Source organism: Acinetobacter portensis, from assembly GCF_009372215.1.
GTDB lineage: Bacteria > Pseudomonadota > Gammaproteobacteria > Pseudomonadales > Moraxellaceae > Acinetobacter > Acinetobacter portensis.
The window spans coordinates 57,713-74,793 of the sequence record NZ_LWRV01000113.1; the positions used below are offsets into that span (position 1 = coordinate 57,713).

13 protein-coding genes are annotated in these 17,081 nt (G+C 35.1%); 8 read left to right on the forward strand and 5 right to left on the reverse strand.

The window, feature by feature from the left end; genetic code table 11:
- Positions 1-206: 206 nt before the first annotated feature.
- Entirely contained in the window at positions 207-1,826 is a 1,620-nt protein-coding gene (locus A6M14_RS13685) for an inorganic phosphate transporter (RefSeq protein WP_152875799.1), read from the forward strand.
- Between the two features lie 57 nt (positions 1,827-1,883).
- On the opposite strand, the gene A6M14_RS13690 is transcribed toward A6M14_RS13685, so the two are convergent.
- The gene (locus tag A6M14_RS13690) at positions 1,884-3,431 is read right to left on the reverse strand and encodes a hypothetical protein (protein ID WP_152875800.1); all 1,548 of its coding nucleotides are present in this window, start codon (positions 3,429-3,431) and stop codon (positions 1,884-1,886) included.
- 314 nt (positions 3,432-3,745) lie between these two features.
- On the opposite strand from A6M14_RS13690, the gene A6M14_RS13695 reads away from it, so the two are divergent.
- Positions 3,746-4,042: a DUF7710 domain-containing protein gene (locus A6M14_RS13695; RefSeq protein ID WP_152875801.1), complete on the forward strand. Its 297-nt coding sequence runs from the start codon at positions 3,746-3,748 to the stop codon at positions 4,040-4,042.
- 41 nt (positions 4,043-4,083) lie between these two features.
- On the opposite strand, the gene A6M14_RS13700 is transcribed toward A6M14_RS13695, so the two are convergent.
- Positions 4,084-4,701, reverse strand: a complete 618-nt coding sequence (locus A6M14_RS13700) for a rhomboid family intramembrane serine protease (protein WP_152875823.1) — start codon at positions 4,699-4,701, stop codon at positions 4,084-4,086.
- Positions 4,702-4,862: 161 nt separating this feature from the next.
- Here A6M14_RS13700 and nfuA point away from each other — a divergent pair, with 161 nt between their 5' ends.
- The 3 genes from nfuA to A6M14_RS13715 all read left to right on the forward strand — a co-directional run bounded on the left by nfuA (position 4,863) and on the right by A6M14_RS13715 (position 10,138).
- Positions 4,863-5,501 carry a Fe-S biogenesis protein NfuA gene (gene nfuA / locus A6M14_RS13705; protein WP_152875802.1) on the forward strand — a complete coding sequence of 213 codons (639 nt, stop codon included), beginning with the start codon at positions 4,863-4,865 and terminating at the stop codon, positions 5,499-5,501.
- Positions 5,502-5,685: 184 nt separating this feature from the next.
- Positions 5,686-7,923 (forward strand): FepA family TonB-dependent siderophore receptor, encoded by a 2,238-nt coding sequence (locus tag A6M14_RS13710; RefSeq protein ID WP_152875824.1) that lies wholly within the window; start codon positions 5,686-5,688, stop codon positions 7,921-7,923.
- Between the two features lie 196 nt (positions 7,924-8,119).
- Positions 8,120-10,138 carry a ligand-gated channel protein gene (locus A6M14_RS13715; RefSeq protein ID WP_152875803.1) on the forward strand — a complete coding sequence of 673 codons (2,019 nt, stop codon included), beginning with the start codon at positions 8,120-8,122 and terminating at the stop codon, positions 10,136-10,138.
- Positions 10,139-10,182: 44 nt separating this feature from the next.
- Here the strand turns inward: A6M14_RS13715 and A6M14_RS13720 are convergent, their stop codons facing one another.
- Positions 10,183-11,184 carry a hypothetical protein gene (locus tag A6M14_RS13720; RefSeq protein ID WP_152875804.1) on the reverse strand — a complete coding sequence of 334 codons (1,002 nt, stop codon included), beginning with the start codon at positions 11,182-11,184 and terminating at the stop codon, positions 10,183-10,185.
- A gap of 15 nt (positions 11,185-11,199) precedes the next feature.
- Positions 11,200-12,234: an alpha/beta fold hydrolase gene (locus A6M14_RS13725; protein ID WP_152875805.1), complete on the reverse strand. Its 1,035-nt coding sequence runs from the start codon at positions 12,232-12,234 to the stop codon at positions 11,200-11,202.
- Positions 12,235-12,542: 308 nt separating this feature from the next.
- On the opposite strand from A6M14_RS13725, the gene A6M14_RS13730 reads away from it, so the two are divergent.
- Positions 12,543-13,157 (forward strand): carbonic anhydrase, encoded by a 615-nt coding sequence (locus tag A6M14_RS13730; RefSeq protein ID WP_152875806.1) that lies wholly within the window; start codon positions 12,543-12,545, stop codon positions 13,155-13,157.
- Positions 13,158-13,192: 35 nt separating this feature from the next.
- Here A6M14_RS13730 and A6M14_RS13735 read toward each other — a convergent pair whose 3' ends face one another.
- The gene (locus A6M14_RS13735) at positions 13,193-13,822 is read right to left on the reverse strand and encodes an arylesterase (protein ID WP_152875807.1); all 630 of its coding nucleotides are present in this window, start codon (positions 13,820-13,822) and stop codon (positions 13,193-13,195) included.
- Between the two features lie 10 nt (positions 13,823-13,832).
- Here A6M14_RS13735 and A6M14_RS13740 point away from each other — a divergent pair, with 10 nt between their 5' ends.
- A complete protein-coding gene (locus tag A6M14_RS13740) occupies positions 13,833-14,564 on the forward strand; it encodes an ABC transporter ATP-binding protein (protein ID WP_152875808.1) in 732 nt (243 codons plus the stop codon).
- Complete coding sequence (locus A6M14_RS13745; RefSeq protein ID WP_152875809.1) at positions 14,561-17,044, forward strand: ABC transporter permease; 2,484 nt, start codon at positions 14,561-14,563, stop codon at positions 17,042-17,044. The genes A6M14_RS13740 and A6M14_RS13745 overlap by 4 nt, the downstream gene beginning before the upstream one ends.
- Positions 17,045-17,081 lie beyond the last annotated feature (37 nt).

Genomic DNA, 17,081 nt, shown 5'->3' on the forward strand with positions numbered 1-17,081 from the left:
AAACATGAGAATAAGGATGGGGATGTGATAGTTGTTTTATATAAGGCTTTGATAATACTTAGTTAATGATGTTTTTCTAACTGGTTTTCTCGGTAAAATCATACAATAAAGCATCAAAACTGACTTTATATGACAGTGCTTTGTCATATAATTGTCATAATTAAATTGAACAATAAGCGGATTGATCATCCTCTTTATTTGCTTGCATGAATTCTAATCAAACTCCTGTTGATTCAGCACAACAATCGGTTCAAACAAAATCGACCAATGTTCATGTGCCAACGCCTAAATATTTTGTACCGGTCTTTTTAACCGTCATTATTGCGACGCTTGTATATATTGGTATTCAATTGTCCGCAGATTTAGCTCACGTTCCAGCTTTGAGCTTATATTCAATTATTCTTTTATCTACAGCACTATTCATTGCGCTTGGATTTGAGTTTGTAAACGGTTTTCATGATACAGCCAATGCTGTAGCAACTGTGATTTATACCAACGCATTATCTGCACCTGTTGCGGTAATGTGGGCAGGTTTTTGTAACTTCCTTGGTGTGATGGTTGCAAGTGGTGCTGTTGCTTACGGCATTATTGCATTGCTACCTGTTGAACTTATTATGAATGTAGGTTCAGGTGCAGGTTTTGCAATGGTTTTTGCCATGCTAATTTCTGCAATTTTGTGGAATTTAGGCACTTGGTTCTTGGGTATTCCTGCATCGAGTTCACACACTTTAATTGGTTCAATTTTAGGTGTGGGCATTATGAACTATCTTCTACATTCAAGTAGTGGTGCTTCAGGTGTAGACATGGAGCAAGTGACTAAAGTCGGTAAAGCATTATTATTTTCTCCACTGATTGGTTTTGCTTTCGCAGCATTACTATTTTTGTTAGTGAAAAAAGTTTTTAAAAAGCAGATGGAATTATTCCAGCCGCCTGAAGGTAATAAGCCACCACCGCCCATTATTCGTGCAATCCTTATTTTTACATGTACAGGTGTAAGCTTTGCACATGGTTCAAATGACGGTCAAAAAGGTATGGGTTTAATCATGCTGATTTTGATTGGTTGTGTGCCATTGGCTTATTCATTAAATAAAAATTTAGATCAACAACATCTTCAGTCTTTTGAGCAACTTTCAGCTCAAACAGCAGCTGCTATATATCCTAATCATTTAGATATTTCTGATGTACAAGCACGAGAAGTACTCACAAAATATATTCAAACCAAAGAAGCAAATGCAGAAGTTGTACCTGCTTTAGCAAGTCTTACAGATCATTTAGGTGAGCGTGTAGGGCATTATGGTGATTTAAAAGATATTCCTGAAGCTGAAGTTTCTAACTTACGCAATGACATGTATTTAAGTACAACAGCATTCAAACGTTTAGAAAAAGCAGAGCAATTACCTGCAATTTCTGATGCACAAAAGAAAGTTGTTAAAGAATATCGTAGCAATTTAGATTCATTCTTACAGTACATTCCAAACTGGGTAAAAGTTGCCGTAGCATTGGCACTTGGTCTAGGAACAATGGTTGGTTGGAAACGTATTGTTGTAACTGTAGGTGAGCGTATTGGTAAAGAGCATATGACTTATGGTCAAGGTATGTCAGCAGAACTTGTCGCAATGACGACTATTGCAGCCGCAGATGGTTTTGGTATGCCTGTGTCGACAACCCATGTTCTAAACTCTGCTGTGGCAGGTACGATGGTTGCTAATAAGTCTGGTCTAAACTTCAAAATGGTAAAATCAATTTTATCGGCTTGGGTGTTCACACTACCTGCAACAATCTGTTTATCAGGTGTTCTGTACTGGTTATTCCTTAAAGTGTTTTAATTCACTTTGAAAATAAAAAAAACGCTGCGAATTGCAGCGTTTTTTTATATCTTATTGTTACTTTTTAAGTCGATTAAATAATTTCCCAATAGGCAATTTATCATTGGCAAAGCCATATAAAGCTGCAAAAGGAAGTGCTGTACGTGCCAAATAAGCCACACGCCATAACCCGCCGTGATTTGCACCTTCCATCATTAGTTCTAAAGGGTGATCTAGTTTTACTTCAGGATTTGCCACTGATTGTGGATGACGTAAGTCATGAATCCATAAGCCAGCCATAATTGCATTGGTAGTTGCAGGCTCAAAGGCTTCAACATCAAATAAACTTGCACCGTTAAATGCCGCTTTCAGTAATGGATTTTTAGTCACAGAATGCGTTGTTGTTGATGGTGCAATATTAATACTGACGTGTTGCCCCTTATGTCTTGCTAAAGTTGCACGCCATTGTTGAATGCGTTTTGCTAAAGCATAATTTGGACCTTGTTCAATGACTAAACAATCGGCAATACCATATTCCTTTCCATTATCAGATTGATATAGTGCAGATGAATTTTCTTTAAATAAGTGTTTTAAGCTTAAAGATGACACCGCTTTAGACAATGTTTTCTCAAGATGTGAGCGATCATTAAATTTAGCTGAAGAAGCTTCGACAATTGCTTTAGGAATGGCATACACATCGGTTGGGGTACACATAAACATTAAACTTGTATTTGCTTTATGTGTGCTGACAAATTGCATAATGGCATCCATTGCCATCGCAACACGAACATGCTTTTCACCATCTAAATAGGCAATAGCAGCCAAATCTAAATCGTGTGGATTTTCAATCAGCCATTGTGCAATTTCAGGTGTTTGCGTTAATAAATTTGCACCAAGCTTAGATTTTAGAATTTCAACGTCTGCATTTGAATCTAAATTTTCTTGAGAGGGTGCATAAAGTGTCGCATTGCCCGATTTTACTGTATTTAAAATTCTATCCCAAACACGTTCATTGGGTAAATCGACAGCAAGAATATTGGCTTTCCATTTTGATAGCCATGTTAAAGGACCTGCTTCAGATGCAGCACCAAATAACACCATGGTTCTATCTGAAAGATCAAACCATTCAGGATGTGCAACAGCTTCACGTAAGGCATTCGCATGACTTGGTTCTACAATGCCATTATTTTCCCAAATTTCAATTTGCTCGAGTAAAGCATCTCCCTGAAGTTTTTTTCCTTTATAAGGTACATACCATTCAGGTTCTACACTGCTTTCACCTTTAAATGTAAATGTATGAAGTGTCTGACTTGCTAAATCCATAACATTTGCAAAAGAATGCTTTTTACCATCTTTATAAAAATCGAAAGATTGATGTGCTTTATTTAAACCAAGTTCAGCAATTTCAATCGGGTGATCAACATTTTGAATACCAGACTCTACCAATGCTTTGAAATACTTAGGATAGGTTTTTCGCCAATTTTTTTCTTTAAATGCTAGAGCAGATAAATCTGAGTCCACTGTTGAAAGCGCTTCAGCAATAATTTCTCGCCCAACTTTTGATGTACTAGGTTTTGTGTTCGGATTTTTAATAGGAAATTGGAGACCATCTAGGGTAGAGGACATTGCAAAATATCTCGATATTGATGATGAAAATATACAGTTGTATACAATATCCTTGGAGCTTTGCTAAACCGTTGGCATTAAGTTCCAAAATCGAAACAATCTGTGTTTTGTTAAATTAAATGTAATATAAATAAGTTTTTAGGATTAAATTGATGAGGTGGAGTGGTAAATTTCATGGTAATTGTAGGGTGAAAATTACAGTATGTTGTTTTTCGATGTAAAAATATATTTTTATGTAAAATGTGAATTAAGTCACATATTAGTTAGTATAATGTTTGTTAAATGATCTATTTTAACTTGAGAATATACTGAAAATGACATCGGTTTATCTATTTACATCTAAATCTATGGGATTACCATCTGCTGTATTTACATCTTATGAATTAGCGTCAACTTGGATTAAAAACAACTACTTAAGTGGTATTTTAACGGAATATCCATTAGATCAAAGTTGTTATGATTGGGCGATTGAAGGTGGTTATTTTAAAGAAAAATCAGCCATTGATCGGGCACCTACATTTATTGAAAAATTTGTATCTGCATATCAGCAAAATTGGCATTTCGAGCATGGTGAAGAACTATGTAATCAAAACATGAGAAATAGTGCTTAATAAAATAAAGAGACCAAGTAAGATCTCTTTATTAAAACAGATTAAAATGGCAAATTAGAAAGCTTATTGATGAAATGTGGAATTAGACGAGGTTCAATAATAATCGTTATAATGACACCGTAAGCTGCACCCCATAAATGTGCGCTGTGATTAATATTACTGTTCCCCTTTTTGCCTGACCAAATACTATAAGCAATGTATAAAACAGCAAAAATGATAGAAGGTACAGGAATAAAAAATACAAAAATGAGTTTCCATGGCTCAAATAAAATATAAGCAAATAACACGGCTGAAACAGCACCAGAAGCGCCTAAGCTTGCCCATCTATGGTCATTTTTATGCTGTAAATAACTTGGAATAATGGCTGCAATTAAACCACCTAAATAGAAAAGAACGAATCCTAATCCTGAAAAGTATTGACGGTAGAATGTTTCAATAATGCTTCCAAAGAAAAACAGGGTAAACATATTGAATAATAGGTGCATGCCATCTGCATGAACAAAGCCGTGCGTAATGAAACGATCATATTGACCTTTTTGCATTGCAGGTGGCCAAAAAATAAGGCGGTTCATAATATTCTGATTTGAAAAAGCCAGAAAAGAAATGATTACGGTAATAATAATAATCGTAACGGTATGATTAAAAGGTAAGTCGAGCATAGTTAAATGAAGATCTTTCAAAATTCTTTAAAGCATCATAATGCCACTAAAATGATCAATAATCAGAACTTTTATAATTAATCCGACAAATTTAGTTGAATTTTAAAAATTACCCCGCATCTTCAGTTAGAATAGCGACTTCAGCTTGAGGAAATATTGATATGTCGACTGATAACACCAGCACTGCAGTTGCAGAAGAAATTCCAAACTTATTAATTACTCCAACTGCTCAAGAGTATTTAGCGGATTTATTGTCAAAACAAAATACGCCAGGTATTGGTGTGCGTGTTTTTGTAGAAAATCCAGGTACACCACGTGCTGAATGTTGTATGGCGTATAGTGCTCCTGAAGAAGTACTTCCTACAGATTATAAACAAGATTATCCAGATTTTCCTGCATATGTAGATGCACCATCTATTCCATATTTGGTAGATGCGGTTATTGATTACAATAAAGATCGTTTTGGTGGTCAGTTAACATTCCGTGCGCCAAACTCAAAAGTACCACGTGTAGGTCCTGATGCCTCTATGGAAGAGCGTATTACTTATATTTTGCAATCTGAAATTAACCCCGGTTTGGCAGGACATGGCGGTAATTGTGCACTTGTTGAAGTTGTTGAAGATGAAGAGCATGGTTTAACTGCTGTACTAAAATTTGGTGGTGGTTGCCAAGGCTGTTCTGCAATTGATGTGACTTTAAAGCAAGGTGTTGAAACAACACTTAAAGAGCATATTCCTGAATTGGGACGTGTGGTTGATCAAACGGATCATACTCAAGCAGATGGTGCTTACTTCAAATAATTCATTTTGAAATAGTACAATTAAAATTTTATAAATAGCTTCCAAAAGGAGGCTATTTTTTTATCTATATAAATAATGCTAATGATAATAATTATTAATACGAATTGTGTTTAGTTTAATTGTTGTTACAATGCGAAACATAAAACACACACTCTCTTCTCAAACGTATATGAGTTCATTCATGATGAATAAGACTTTTTTGAAATCTGCACTTGCTTTCGCCATATCAACAATAACGTATTCAGTGACAATTGCTGCAAACGTAGCAGATGAGCAGAAAAAAGATAATCAAGCTGAAGTTACAAAATTAGATACGATTGTTCTAACTGCAGAAGAACAAATTAAACAGTCATTGGGTGCTTCTATAATTACAAAAGAAGATTTGGAAAAGCTACCAGTAGTAAATGATATTTCTGAGTATGTTCGTCGTATGCCGGGTGTTAACTTAACTGGAAATAGCGCGACAGGTCAGCGTGGCAATAATCGCCAAATTGATATTCGTGGTATGGGGCCAGAAAACACATTAATTTTGGTAGATGGTAAGCCAATTACATCACGAAATTCAGTGCGTTATGGTTGGCGTGGTGAGCGTGATACAAGAGGTGATTCTAACTGGGTACCTGCTGATGCAATTGAATCGATTGAAGTATTACGTGGTCCTGCAGCAGCTCGCTATGGTTCGGGAGCTGCTGGAGGTGTAGTAAATATTATAACTAAAAAAGTAACGAATGAATTACATGGATCACTTGAGCATTACTACAATGCACCAGAAGATAAGAAAGAAGGTGATTCATACCGTACTACAGCTACATTAAGTGGTCCAATTATTAAAGATGTTTTAGGATTCCGTTTATATGGAAGTCAAAATAAAACTCAGCCTGATGCTCTTGATCTAAATAGATCTATTGATAGTGTAGCTGCAGGTCGTGAGGGGGTAAAAAATCAAGATGCAGGATTAAGATTGGCATGGCAATTAAATGATGATCAATCAATTATTTTGGATACTGCATTTGGTCGTCAAGGAAATAGATATTCTGGTGATTCGCAAAATAATAATGATCCATATGCAAAGGCTATTTTAAAAGAGTTGTACGGTACAGAAACGAATACAATGTATCGTGATAGCTATGCATTAACACATGAAGGAAATTGGGCTTGGGGAAAAAATAAATTAGTCGCACAATATGATAAAACAAAAAATAAACGATATATTGAAGATTTAGGAGGTTCAACGGAGGGGAGTATTAGTAATATTGGTGAAAAACAAACCTCTGAATTAAATGCTTTACGTTTGAATGGTGAAGTGAATATTCCTTTTGAATTTTATGTTCCACAAAACTTAACCGCTGGTGTTGAGTGGGTGGATGATAAATTTACAGACCCTGCATCGACACGTGCAACCACGACAGTTGATTTAGCATCTGCTGGCATTATATTGCCAAATGACCGTACGGAAATGAAATCACATATATTTTCAACATATATTGAAGATAATATAGATATTAGTGATCAGACAAATGTGGTTGCAGGACTGCGATATGATGATCACAGTAAATCAGGAAGTAATTGGAGTCCAAGCTTGAATATTACTCAAAAGCTTGGGGAGCATTGGAAATTAAAAGGTGGTGTTGCTAGGGCATATAAAGCACCAAATATGTATCAAAATGCTGAAGGGTATATGATTACAACCAATGGAAATGGGTGCCCTAAAGATTTACCAACTTCAGTACAATGCTATTTATTTGGTAATGAAACACTTAAGCCTGAAACGTCAATTAATAAAGAAATTGGTGTTGAATATGAAAAAGATATTGTTAAAGCAAGTTTAGCGTGGTTCCGTAATGATTATAAAAATAAAATTGCTGCAGGACAAATACAAAGTGCTTTTATATCAAAAGGTAATGGGGTAACAAGAGATACAGTTATTTTAAAATGGGAAAATGTACCTGAAGCCCTTGTACAAGGAATTGAAGGTAGTATTGGTCTATCTTGGGATAATATTCATTGGACGAATAACTTTACTTACATGATGGACTCGAAAGATAAATCAACAGGTAATCCATTGTCATTAGTACCCGTATATACAATTAACTCAATTTTTGAATATGACGTTACAGATAAATTAGATGTTAATTTTGTTTATACGCAATATGGACGACAGAGTTCGAGAACCGTAGCAGAGATGCGACTTGAAAATGGAACTGGTTCGGGTGGTTTGGAAAGTACGCTAAAACCTAGTGTAGTAAAAAGCTATGGTATTGCAGGAATTAATGTGGGATATAAATTAAGCAACAATTTGAATACTCGTATTGGTATTAGTAATTTATTTGATGAGCAAAAATTACGTGACAGTAATTCAACTAGTCAAACTTATAACGAACCAGGTCGTGCATATTATGCAAGCTTAAAATACCAGTTCTAATTCAAATCTATTAAAAAAGACCGTTAAAGCGGTCTTTTTTAATGACCTAAAGAATGTGAATGTGATGTTTACTGTGTAACATCATGAGTAGTAAATGTATGTGTATGTAAATATTAATGATAATGATTTGCGTTAATATTTACAAAAAAATAGAATCCACCAACTTTTTAATATTTTTTAACAGTTGGTGGGTTTGATGCAACATAAGTTTAGCAAAACATTATTAGCAAGTTTGATATTAAGTAGTGTTGGAAGCACTGTTTATGCAGAAAATAATAATGAACAAAGTCGCATGAAAAATGAGTCAACTAAACTTGAAACAATTGTTGTTTCGGCAAGTGGTTTTGAACAAAATATAAAAAAAGCAGCAGCGACAATTTCGGTATTATCACAAGAAGATATTAATAAAAAAGCCTATCGTGATGTTACAGATGCATTGAAAGATGTACCAGGTGTTGTTGTGACAGGCGGTGGTAGTTCAAGCGATATTAGTATTCGTGGTATGGGTAGTGCTTACACCGTCATTATGATTGATGGGAAAAAAGTAAATACACGCTCTGTACGTCCAAATAGTGATAACTCTGGTATTGAACAAGGTTGGTTGCCAGGTATTGAATCTATTGAGCGAATTGAAGTTATTCGCGGACCAATGTCTGGGCTTTATGGTTCAGATGCGATGGGTGGTGTGATTAATATCATCACTAAAAAATCTGCTACAGAATGGTCAGGTGCTGTAAAAGTTGATACGACTTTACAAGAAAATTCAGATTCAGGAAATATTTATCAAACCAATGCCTATGTTTCAGGTCCATTAATTAAAAATTTACTTTCTTTGAAAGCCAATGGTACATATTCAAAACGTGAAGAAGATAATATTATTGGTGGCTATAAAGAACAAAAAATGCGTGCGGGTGGTGCGACTTTAACATTAACGCCAAATGATCAGCATGCGATAGATTTTGAATATAAGCGTTCAATTCAAAACCGTAATAGTACTGTTGGAAAAACAATTGAGAATAAACCAAATAAAAAAGGTGAATATCCTACAAATTCTTTAACTGACTATTATCGTACCGAATACAGTATTTCACACAGAGGTGAAGTCGGTCCTGTAAAAACCAACTCATATATTCAACGTGAAGAAACAGAAAATCCTTCACGACAAATGGAAGCTGTAAACACAACATTTAATACCAACAACCAGTTCCAGCTTGGTGCGCATAACCTTAGTTTTGGTGGAATGTATTTAAAAGAAGAATTAGAAGATAAAGGAAATAAACTTGGACAAGCTGGAAGTAAATTATCTAGCTTAGATCGTTATAGTTGGGCATTATTTGCCGAAGATAATTGGCAAATTGTGGATCCATTTGTTTTAACAACATCACTTCGTTTAGATAAAGATGAAAAATTTGGTGATCATTTGAGTCCTAAAGTTTATGGTGTTTGGACTTTAAATGATGAATGGATTGTAAAAGGTGGTGTTTCTACGGGCTATAAAACACCAGCATTACGAGCGACTGTCCCAGGGTGGGGGCAAGCGACAGGTGGTGGTAATAGTAATGGTGTGATTGTTGGAAATCCTAATTTAAAACCTGAAAAAAGTGTGAACTATGAAATATCTGCAAATTGGGATAATAACGATAATTTAAATGCAGGTATTACCGTATTTAATAGTGAATTTAAAGATAAGATTACCGAAATACGTGATTGTGATAAAGGTTCAGGTAGTGCGGGTTGTTCATGGTTAGGTGAAAACTTTGACTTTGTCAGTCTTCGAGAGAATGTAGATAAAGCAAATATGCGCGGTGTTGAAACCACATTTGGTTGGCAAATTAACTCTGATGTCCGTTTAAATGCAAATTATACATTTACAGATACAGAGCAAAAAAGTGGTGTAAATAAGGGTAAACCACTGAATGAAATGCCAAAGCATATGTTTAATACCACGGTTGATTGGCAAGCGACAGATACTGTGGGCGTGTGGAGTCGTATGAATGTTCGTAGTAAAACATCACCTTATTTAAGTCGTACATCTATGGCGGAAGGTAAACCTGCTTATACCATGGTTGATGTCGGTTTAAACTACAAACCTACGGATAAAATTCAAGTAAATGCAGGTATTTATAATTTATTTGATAAAAAAATTGATACAGCAACATACGATTATGTCTTAGATGGTCGTCGTTATAACTTGGGTTTAACGTATAAATTCTAATCATCTACGATAGAATTTAAAAAGCCTCCAATTGGAGGCTTTTTTTATGTCGCGAGAATTTTTTGAGCAGATTCAGAATAATAAAACTTTTCCAAATAATATCGCGCACGATTTTTTAACTGTTTAGTTGAAACCATGTGTTGAATAATAGGCGTTAGTAAATGCTGTAACTCATTTTCAACCAAAGCTTCATCAATATTTAAATCACGTAATATTAAGTCAAAAGAACGTTGTTGATTACGTGCATACCATGCATAAATACCATCATGAACTTGTTGTTTTAAGTAGTCAGTTTGACGAATAAAGTCCCAAATCTCATGTCCCATTTCTACAGTCTTTGGTAAATCTTGAGTTTCGATATAACTTTTTAAAACCGATAAAGGTTTATCTTTAATTTTATGCCAAAGATTGGCTTGGAAATGATAAAGCTTATTGTCGTCAAAATGATTATTCAGTACATGTTCACTCATTTGACTGAGCTTCTGAATATTCTTTTGCAAATAGTTATTGATGGTATTTTCAAGATTAGAATCGGTTACTGTTTCAAGTACAGATTTACCAATTTTCATAAAACTCGAAACACCAGGCACACTTTTCACCATGGCAGAATTATCTAAATAATCTTGTATGGAATGCTGAATAAGTTGAGTCACCATTGCTGAAAAGGCTTGGTTATTCACAACTGTTTTAATGAGTCGCTCACGATGTCCACTTTTGCTTGCCACATATTGAGCAATTTTATCTACGGTTAAAACAGGAATGACATCTGCGATTTTTGTCGTTTCATTAATAGGGTGTACCAATGCAAAGCGAATATGTTCAGAAATTTGTTCAATTAAAAATGAACTTGCAGGCGTAGCTAGAATTTGTTTTTGAATCAGCTGATTAATTTGTTCAAATGTCCAAATATCTTCTAATCTTTGTTTTCTAAACCATTGGTGAAAGTGTGAGAATTCATCTTCTATTATTTTGGCTTGAGAAAATTCATGATCTAAAAATTCGAGATGAGCATCTATGAGTTGCTCAATCATAGGGTTTTTTTGCATAAAGATTCTAAAAGCCTAATTGAAAGGTATTAGTTTATCAGCAAGTGGATTCTTTAGGTCCTGTGTCTTTGAAAGGAATGGTAAATAATGTTGAGCAACCAGTTTTTCTGCTTCAATAATAGGTACATGTCCGACATTATTTAAAATGATAGGCTTTTCAGCGCGTTTTAATAGTGCCTGTAATTCACTAGCAACTTCATAATTGATAATTTGATCTTGTTTGCCCCACATAATGAGAGTAGGTGCTTCCACATTACGCGTTAAGCGAGCAAAACTATCGGGTGTGTAAATACGGTTGAGTTTAACAATTTGATCGATGGCTTGATTGGTCTTAGATGCTTTTGAAATTAAAATTTGTTCTTGTGCAGATTGTAATTCATTTGGCATTTTAGGTGGAGACATCATTAATTTATGAATGACGTGTGCAAAATCACCCTGCTTATAAATTAATAAGTCTTTAAGTGTTTTTGGGTCTTTTGCATAACTGGTATTGGCTTGTTTATAAATACCTGCGCTACTCAATAAAAATAAACTTTGTGTATCAAATGGATATTGCGATGCATAAACGGTTGCAATAGAGCCACCCAAAGAGTGACCTGCGATATTTAAGTCTTTATCAATGTGAATTGCTTGAGCAAATTGGCGTAGTTCTGAAGTGATATTGGGGATGGAGCTATCGAAGGTTTTTGGAACGGTTGTATCACCATCTGTAGGTAAGTCTGGAATAATAACGTGATAATGAGGTGTTAAGTAATGTGCAACACGATTCCAATGATCGCGAGTTCCTGTTAAGCCATGAATGAGTAATACGGCAGGTTTGGATGTATCACCACCTTCATTGTATGTCCAAAAAATATCGCCAACTTTAATATTTTTTGTGCTTAAACCTGCATGTATGCGTTCTTGTTTTAAGTATTTTTGTAGGATGCTAAATTCGTTGTTTTTTGTATCTCGTGACTTGTCTGCATAAGAATGTGGCGAACAAAATACAGCCAAACTAATATAAAGTGCATGTCTTAAATGGGTCAATCGAGTATTAAGTTGTTCCATGTGTTCACCCCTAACTCTAGATTCTTGCAAATTTATTTGAATATTAGATTTATATTTTGCCTATAAAACTGCGTGATAATTATTGAATCCCTTTGATTCTATTATAAATAATTAAATCCGACTGTCATCCTATGTTTTTGTGATGTTACTTTTATGCTTTTATTAAAATGTGAACATGAGCATGAAAAGTCATGTTTATTTTTAGTGGTTCAATACTATAAAAAATAAACAGCTATTATTTTTTGCAAGTGACAATCAAAAAGCATGAGATTAAACTATGACAACTTAAAAGATCGGTGGTAGGAATAATGCTAACAGCAGCAGAAGCTTTAGATCGTTTAAAACAAGGAAATTTACGTTTCGTACAAGGTGAAACAAGTCATCCTAAGCTTTTGACACATCAACAACGGGCAGAAATGGCGGGTAGTCAAGAACCATTTGCCATCATTTTAGGTTGTTCAGATTCTCGCGTACCAGCTGAAATGGTTTTTGATCAGGGGCTTGGAGATCTATTTGTTATTCGTGTTGCTGGTAATATCGTTGCGCCATCTCAAGTAGGTAGTGTTGAATTTGCAGCTGAAAGTTTCGGTTGCCCAATTGTTGTCGTATTGGGTCATACGCATTGTGGTGCGATTCATTCAACAATTGAAGTGCTGATGAACCCAGAACAATCATCATCTGCAAACTTAATGTCAATTGTGAACCGCGTTCGTCCTTCTGTTGAAATTTTAATGCAAACAGAACTTAAGGATGATTTGGAAAAACTTTCGCAACATGCTGTTCGTTCAAATGTTTTTGCATCAGTAAACCAACTTCGTCATGGTTCAGCTGTACTTGAGAATTTAATTGGTCAAGGTAAATTAAAAGTTGTAGGTGCAGAATATTCGCTAGAAACAGGTGAAGTAACTTTCTACGATTTCTAAATGTTTTAGAATTAAAATGAAAAATAAAAGGCGCTTTATAAAGCGCCTTTTATATATGGATAGGTATTATTCAACAAAATGGGTTGTGCTTTGGCATTCGGATGTATTTGGTCTTTTTGCATTAAGTATTTATGACCTGCAACATCTTTTAAAAAGAAAGGCATGAGCTTTACTTTGTATTGATTACTCACAATTTTATAATTATTTTCAAAGGCTTGTTGATACGCTGTGCCGTAGTTTGGTGGCATTTTCATGCCAAGTAAAATGACTTGAGCTTTTGTTTTCTGACTTTGTAATACAAGTTGCGCTAGGTTTTTTTGAATAAGCTGCGGTGGTTGACCACGTAAACCATCATTTCCGCCCAGTTCAATCACCACAATATCAGGTTTATGTGTTGCTAATAATTTAGGTAATCTTGCTACAGCACCACTGGTTGTTTCACCACTGACACTTACATTGACCACTTTATGTTTTTTGGGATATTGTTGTTCTAGACGATTTTTGAACAAACTCACCCAACCTTGATTCACTTGAATTCCATAACCAGCGCTTAAACTATCTCCAACGATCATAATAGTTTTTGCTGAAACGAACATAGGCACTGCGCTAAAGCACACTAAACAGACATACGCCAATATACGATTTTTATAATTGCGATTTTGCATAAGGGACAATATGACCAACTTCACCAATAATAATTCCATCATGCCACAAGCAATTATTTCTGCACAGCAATTGACCCAAAAGATCCAACTTGGCAACAAAGAACTTACAATTTTCGCAGATTTAAATTTAGAGATACAACAAGGCGAACAAGTTGCAATTACAGGGCGTTCAGGGTCGGGAAAATCGACATTATTAGGAATTTTAGCAACTTTAGATCAGGCACATTCGGGTAAGTTGATTGTATGTGATGAAGCTGTACATCAACTCAATGAAGAGCAACGTGCTTTGCTTAGATTAAAAAATATTGGTTTTGTTTTTCAATCATTTCAATTGCTCCCACATCTAACTGCAATTGAAAATGTAATTTTACCGCTTAGATTGCAAACGAGCTTTAACTATAAAGATGCTGAAAAAAAGGCTTTCGCATTACTTAAAAGAGTTGGTTTAGAACGCCAAGCAATGCAAACACCTAAAGTTCTATCGGGTGGGGAACAGCAACGTGTTGCAATTGCACGAGCTTTAATTAGCAAGCCAAAAATTATTTTTGCAGATGAACCTACAGGTAATTTAGATGGTGAAACAGCAAAAGAAATTGAGCAGTTATTATTTGAATTAAATCGTGAAATTGGAACCACCTTGGTTTTAGTCACGCATGATGTTCAGCTTGCAGCGCAATGTCAAAAACATTATGAATTATTGAATGGTCAGCTGATTGATCGAACGCAAGGAGCATCAATATGAATGCTCTTTTTCGTCCCTTATTCATTCAAAGCTTTAAAAGTTCGGGAATTTACTTACTTATTATTGCTTTAATTTTAGCCATTAGTGCAACCACCGCTTTAAAGTTTAGTAATGAACAAATACAAAATGCGGTTGCGTTACAAGCTGCTGAAATGCTCGCAGCAGATTTAGTCATTACAGATAATGATCCGATTGAAAATACGTGGCGAAATAAAGCTCAAGAACATCAACTTAAACAATCTAATGTGACTGTTTTTGGCTCTATGGCGTTTACCAATGATCAGTTTGTTATGGTCAATGTAAAAGCCATTGATAATGAATTTCCTTTACGTGGCGAATTAGAAGTTAGCCCAAATTCATCTCAAAAAATTCAATCTGGTGAAGTGTGGCTGAGTTCACGTGCAATGGATTTATTGAAAGTCAAAATAGGCGACAAACTTCATATTGCAGATGGTGAGTTTAAAGTTAGTGCCGTTATTGAACATGATTCCAATCAGGAGCTTGGTTTCTCAGCATTTTCACCTACGGTGATCATTTCCCAAGCAGATATTGCGAAAACCAACGCAATACAAACAGGTAGTCGCATTGAGTATCGTGTATTACTTTCAGGTAATGTAAAAAATACAAAAGGCTTTGAGCAAGATTTCAAAGCAATTGTTCAATCCAACAAAAATAAGTCAGAAGTTGATGGTCAAAATATTGATGAACAAAAAAGTTTAAAACTGCGTAAAGCAAGTGAGGGGAATACTCGCTTAATGAAGCCAATTGCAAATTTGGATACATTTCTACAATTGGCAAATATTTTAACAATTTTGCTGTGTGGTATTGCAATTGCGCTTACAAGTCAGCGTTATGTACAGCAAAATCAAGATCATATTGCATTGCTACGCTGCGTAGGTGCGACTAAAAATCAAATATTATTGGCTTATTTAAGTTTGCTGAGTGTGGTTTTAGTTATTGCTATCGTTGTTGGTTGTTTTGTTGGATTGGCACTAGGTTATGGCTTATTACAGCTAATGCTTCAGCTCATTCCACATATTCAATTACAATTTTCAGCAGTTGATATGCTTTCAGGACCTTTACCTATTGCAATGCTCACGAGTGCTGTCGTGTTATTAGGTTTTGTTGTACCAAGCTTAATGCAATTATTAAAAACACCACCTATTCGTGTAATTCGTCAGTCAGAAAAATCTGTGAAGTCTATGCTGTGGATGTTATTTACAGGCACATTAAGCTTAGTGATTTTTAGTGCAGTTTTAACTGAAAACTTAGTTTTAAGTTTGTGGGTGATTGGTGTAATTATCATCCTCTGTGCTGTTTTATATATGAGTATTTGGCTTATTTTAAAGTTTATACAATCTTTAAAATGGAAGATTTCAGCTTATGTACGTGTGCCATATCAATCTGCATTTCAAATTACAGCTTTGGCTTTAGGGTTGAGTTTAGTTACGGTTTTAGCGGTATTAAGAACGGACTTACTAGATCGTTGGCAACAACAATTACCCGAAGGCACACCCAATCAATTTGTGTATGGCTTACCGCCTTTTGATATGCCTGAACTTAAAAATAAGTTGGATGTAAATCAATGGAAAAGTACGCCTTTATATCCCAATATTCGTGGCAGATTAGTTGCGAAAAATGATCAACCATTTTCACAAGAATTGGTGAAAGAAAATAATTCTTTACGTCGTGAACTGAATTTAACACAGGCGGAGACTTATCCATCAGACAATTTTATTGTGGCGGGTGAACCTGCATTTAGCGATAGAAATGAAGTTTCTATAGAAGCTAAAACAGCAAATGAACTTGGTATTCAAGTGGGGGATCGGCTGACCTTTAGTTTGCCTGAAGGTGTTTTAGAAGCCAAAGTCATTAATTTAAGATCGGTAGAATGGGAAAGTTTCAGTCCTAATTTTTTCTTTATTTTTTCACCAAAAACTATGGATGAAAATGCGGGAAGTTATTTAGGCAGTTTTTATGTACCTGAACAGGATAAACCTAAATTAATTCAACTGATTCAGCAATTTTCAAATACTGTATTTATTGATATCAGTCTTATTTTAGATGAAGTGAAACGTATTGTAAGTGTGCTAGTTCAAATTATAAGTCTGCTTGCAATATTGGTCAGTATTTCAGGAATCTTAGTCCTTATTGCATGTTTGAACTTACTGATGGAAGAGCGAAAAAGAGAAGTTGCTTTATTGCGCTCATTTGGTGGGTCTAAGCAAAAGCTTAAACAAATGATGACTTTAGAAATAGGTTTTATAGGCTTAGTGGCAGGGGTTGTGGCGTGTTTGTTTGCCGAAATTATTAGTGCAATTGCAAGTTATAAAATGGATTTAATCATGCAAATGCATTTGGAAATCTGGCTGATTTTACCTATTTGTATGACCTTGCTTTGTGCCTTGATTGGACGTTATCGCCTCAGCTATTTATCTGAAATTCCACCACTACAAAGTTTAAGAGAGATGAATCAGTAATAGATTCATCTCTCTTATTTTTAATTTAGTTTAAAAC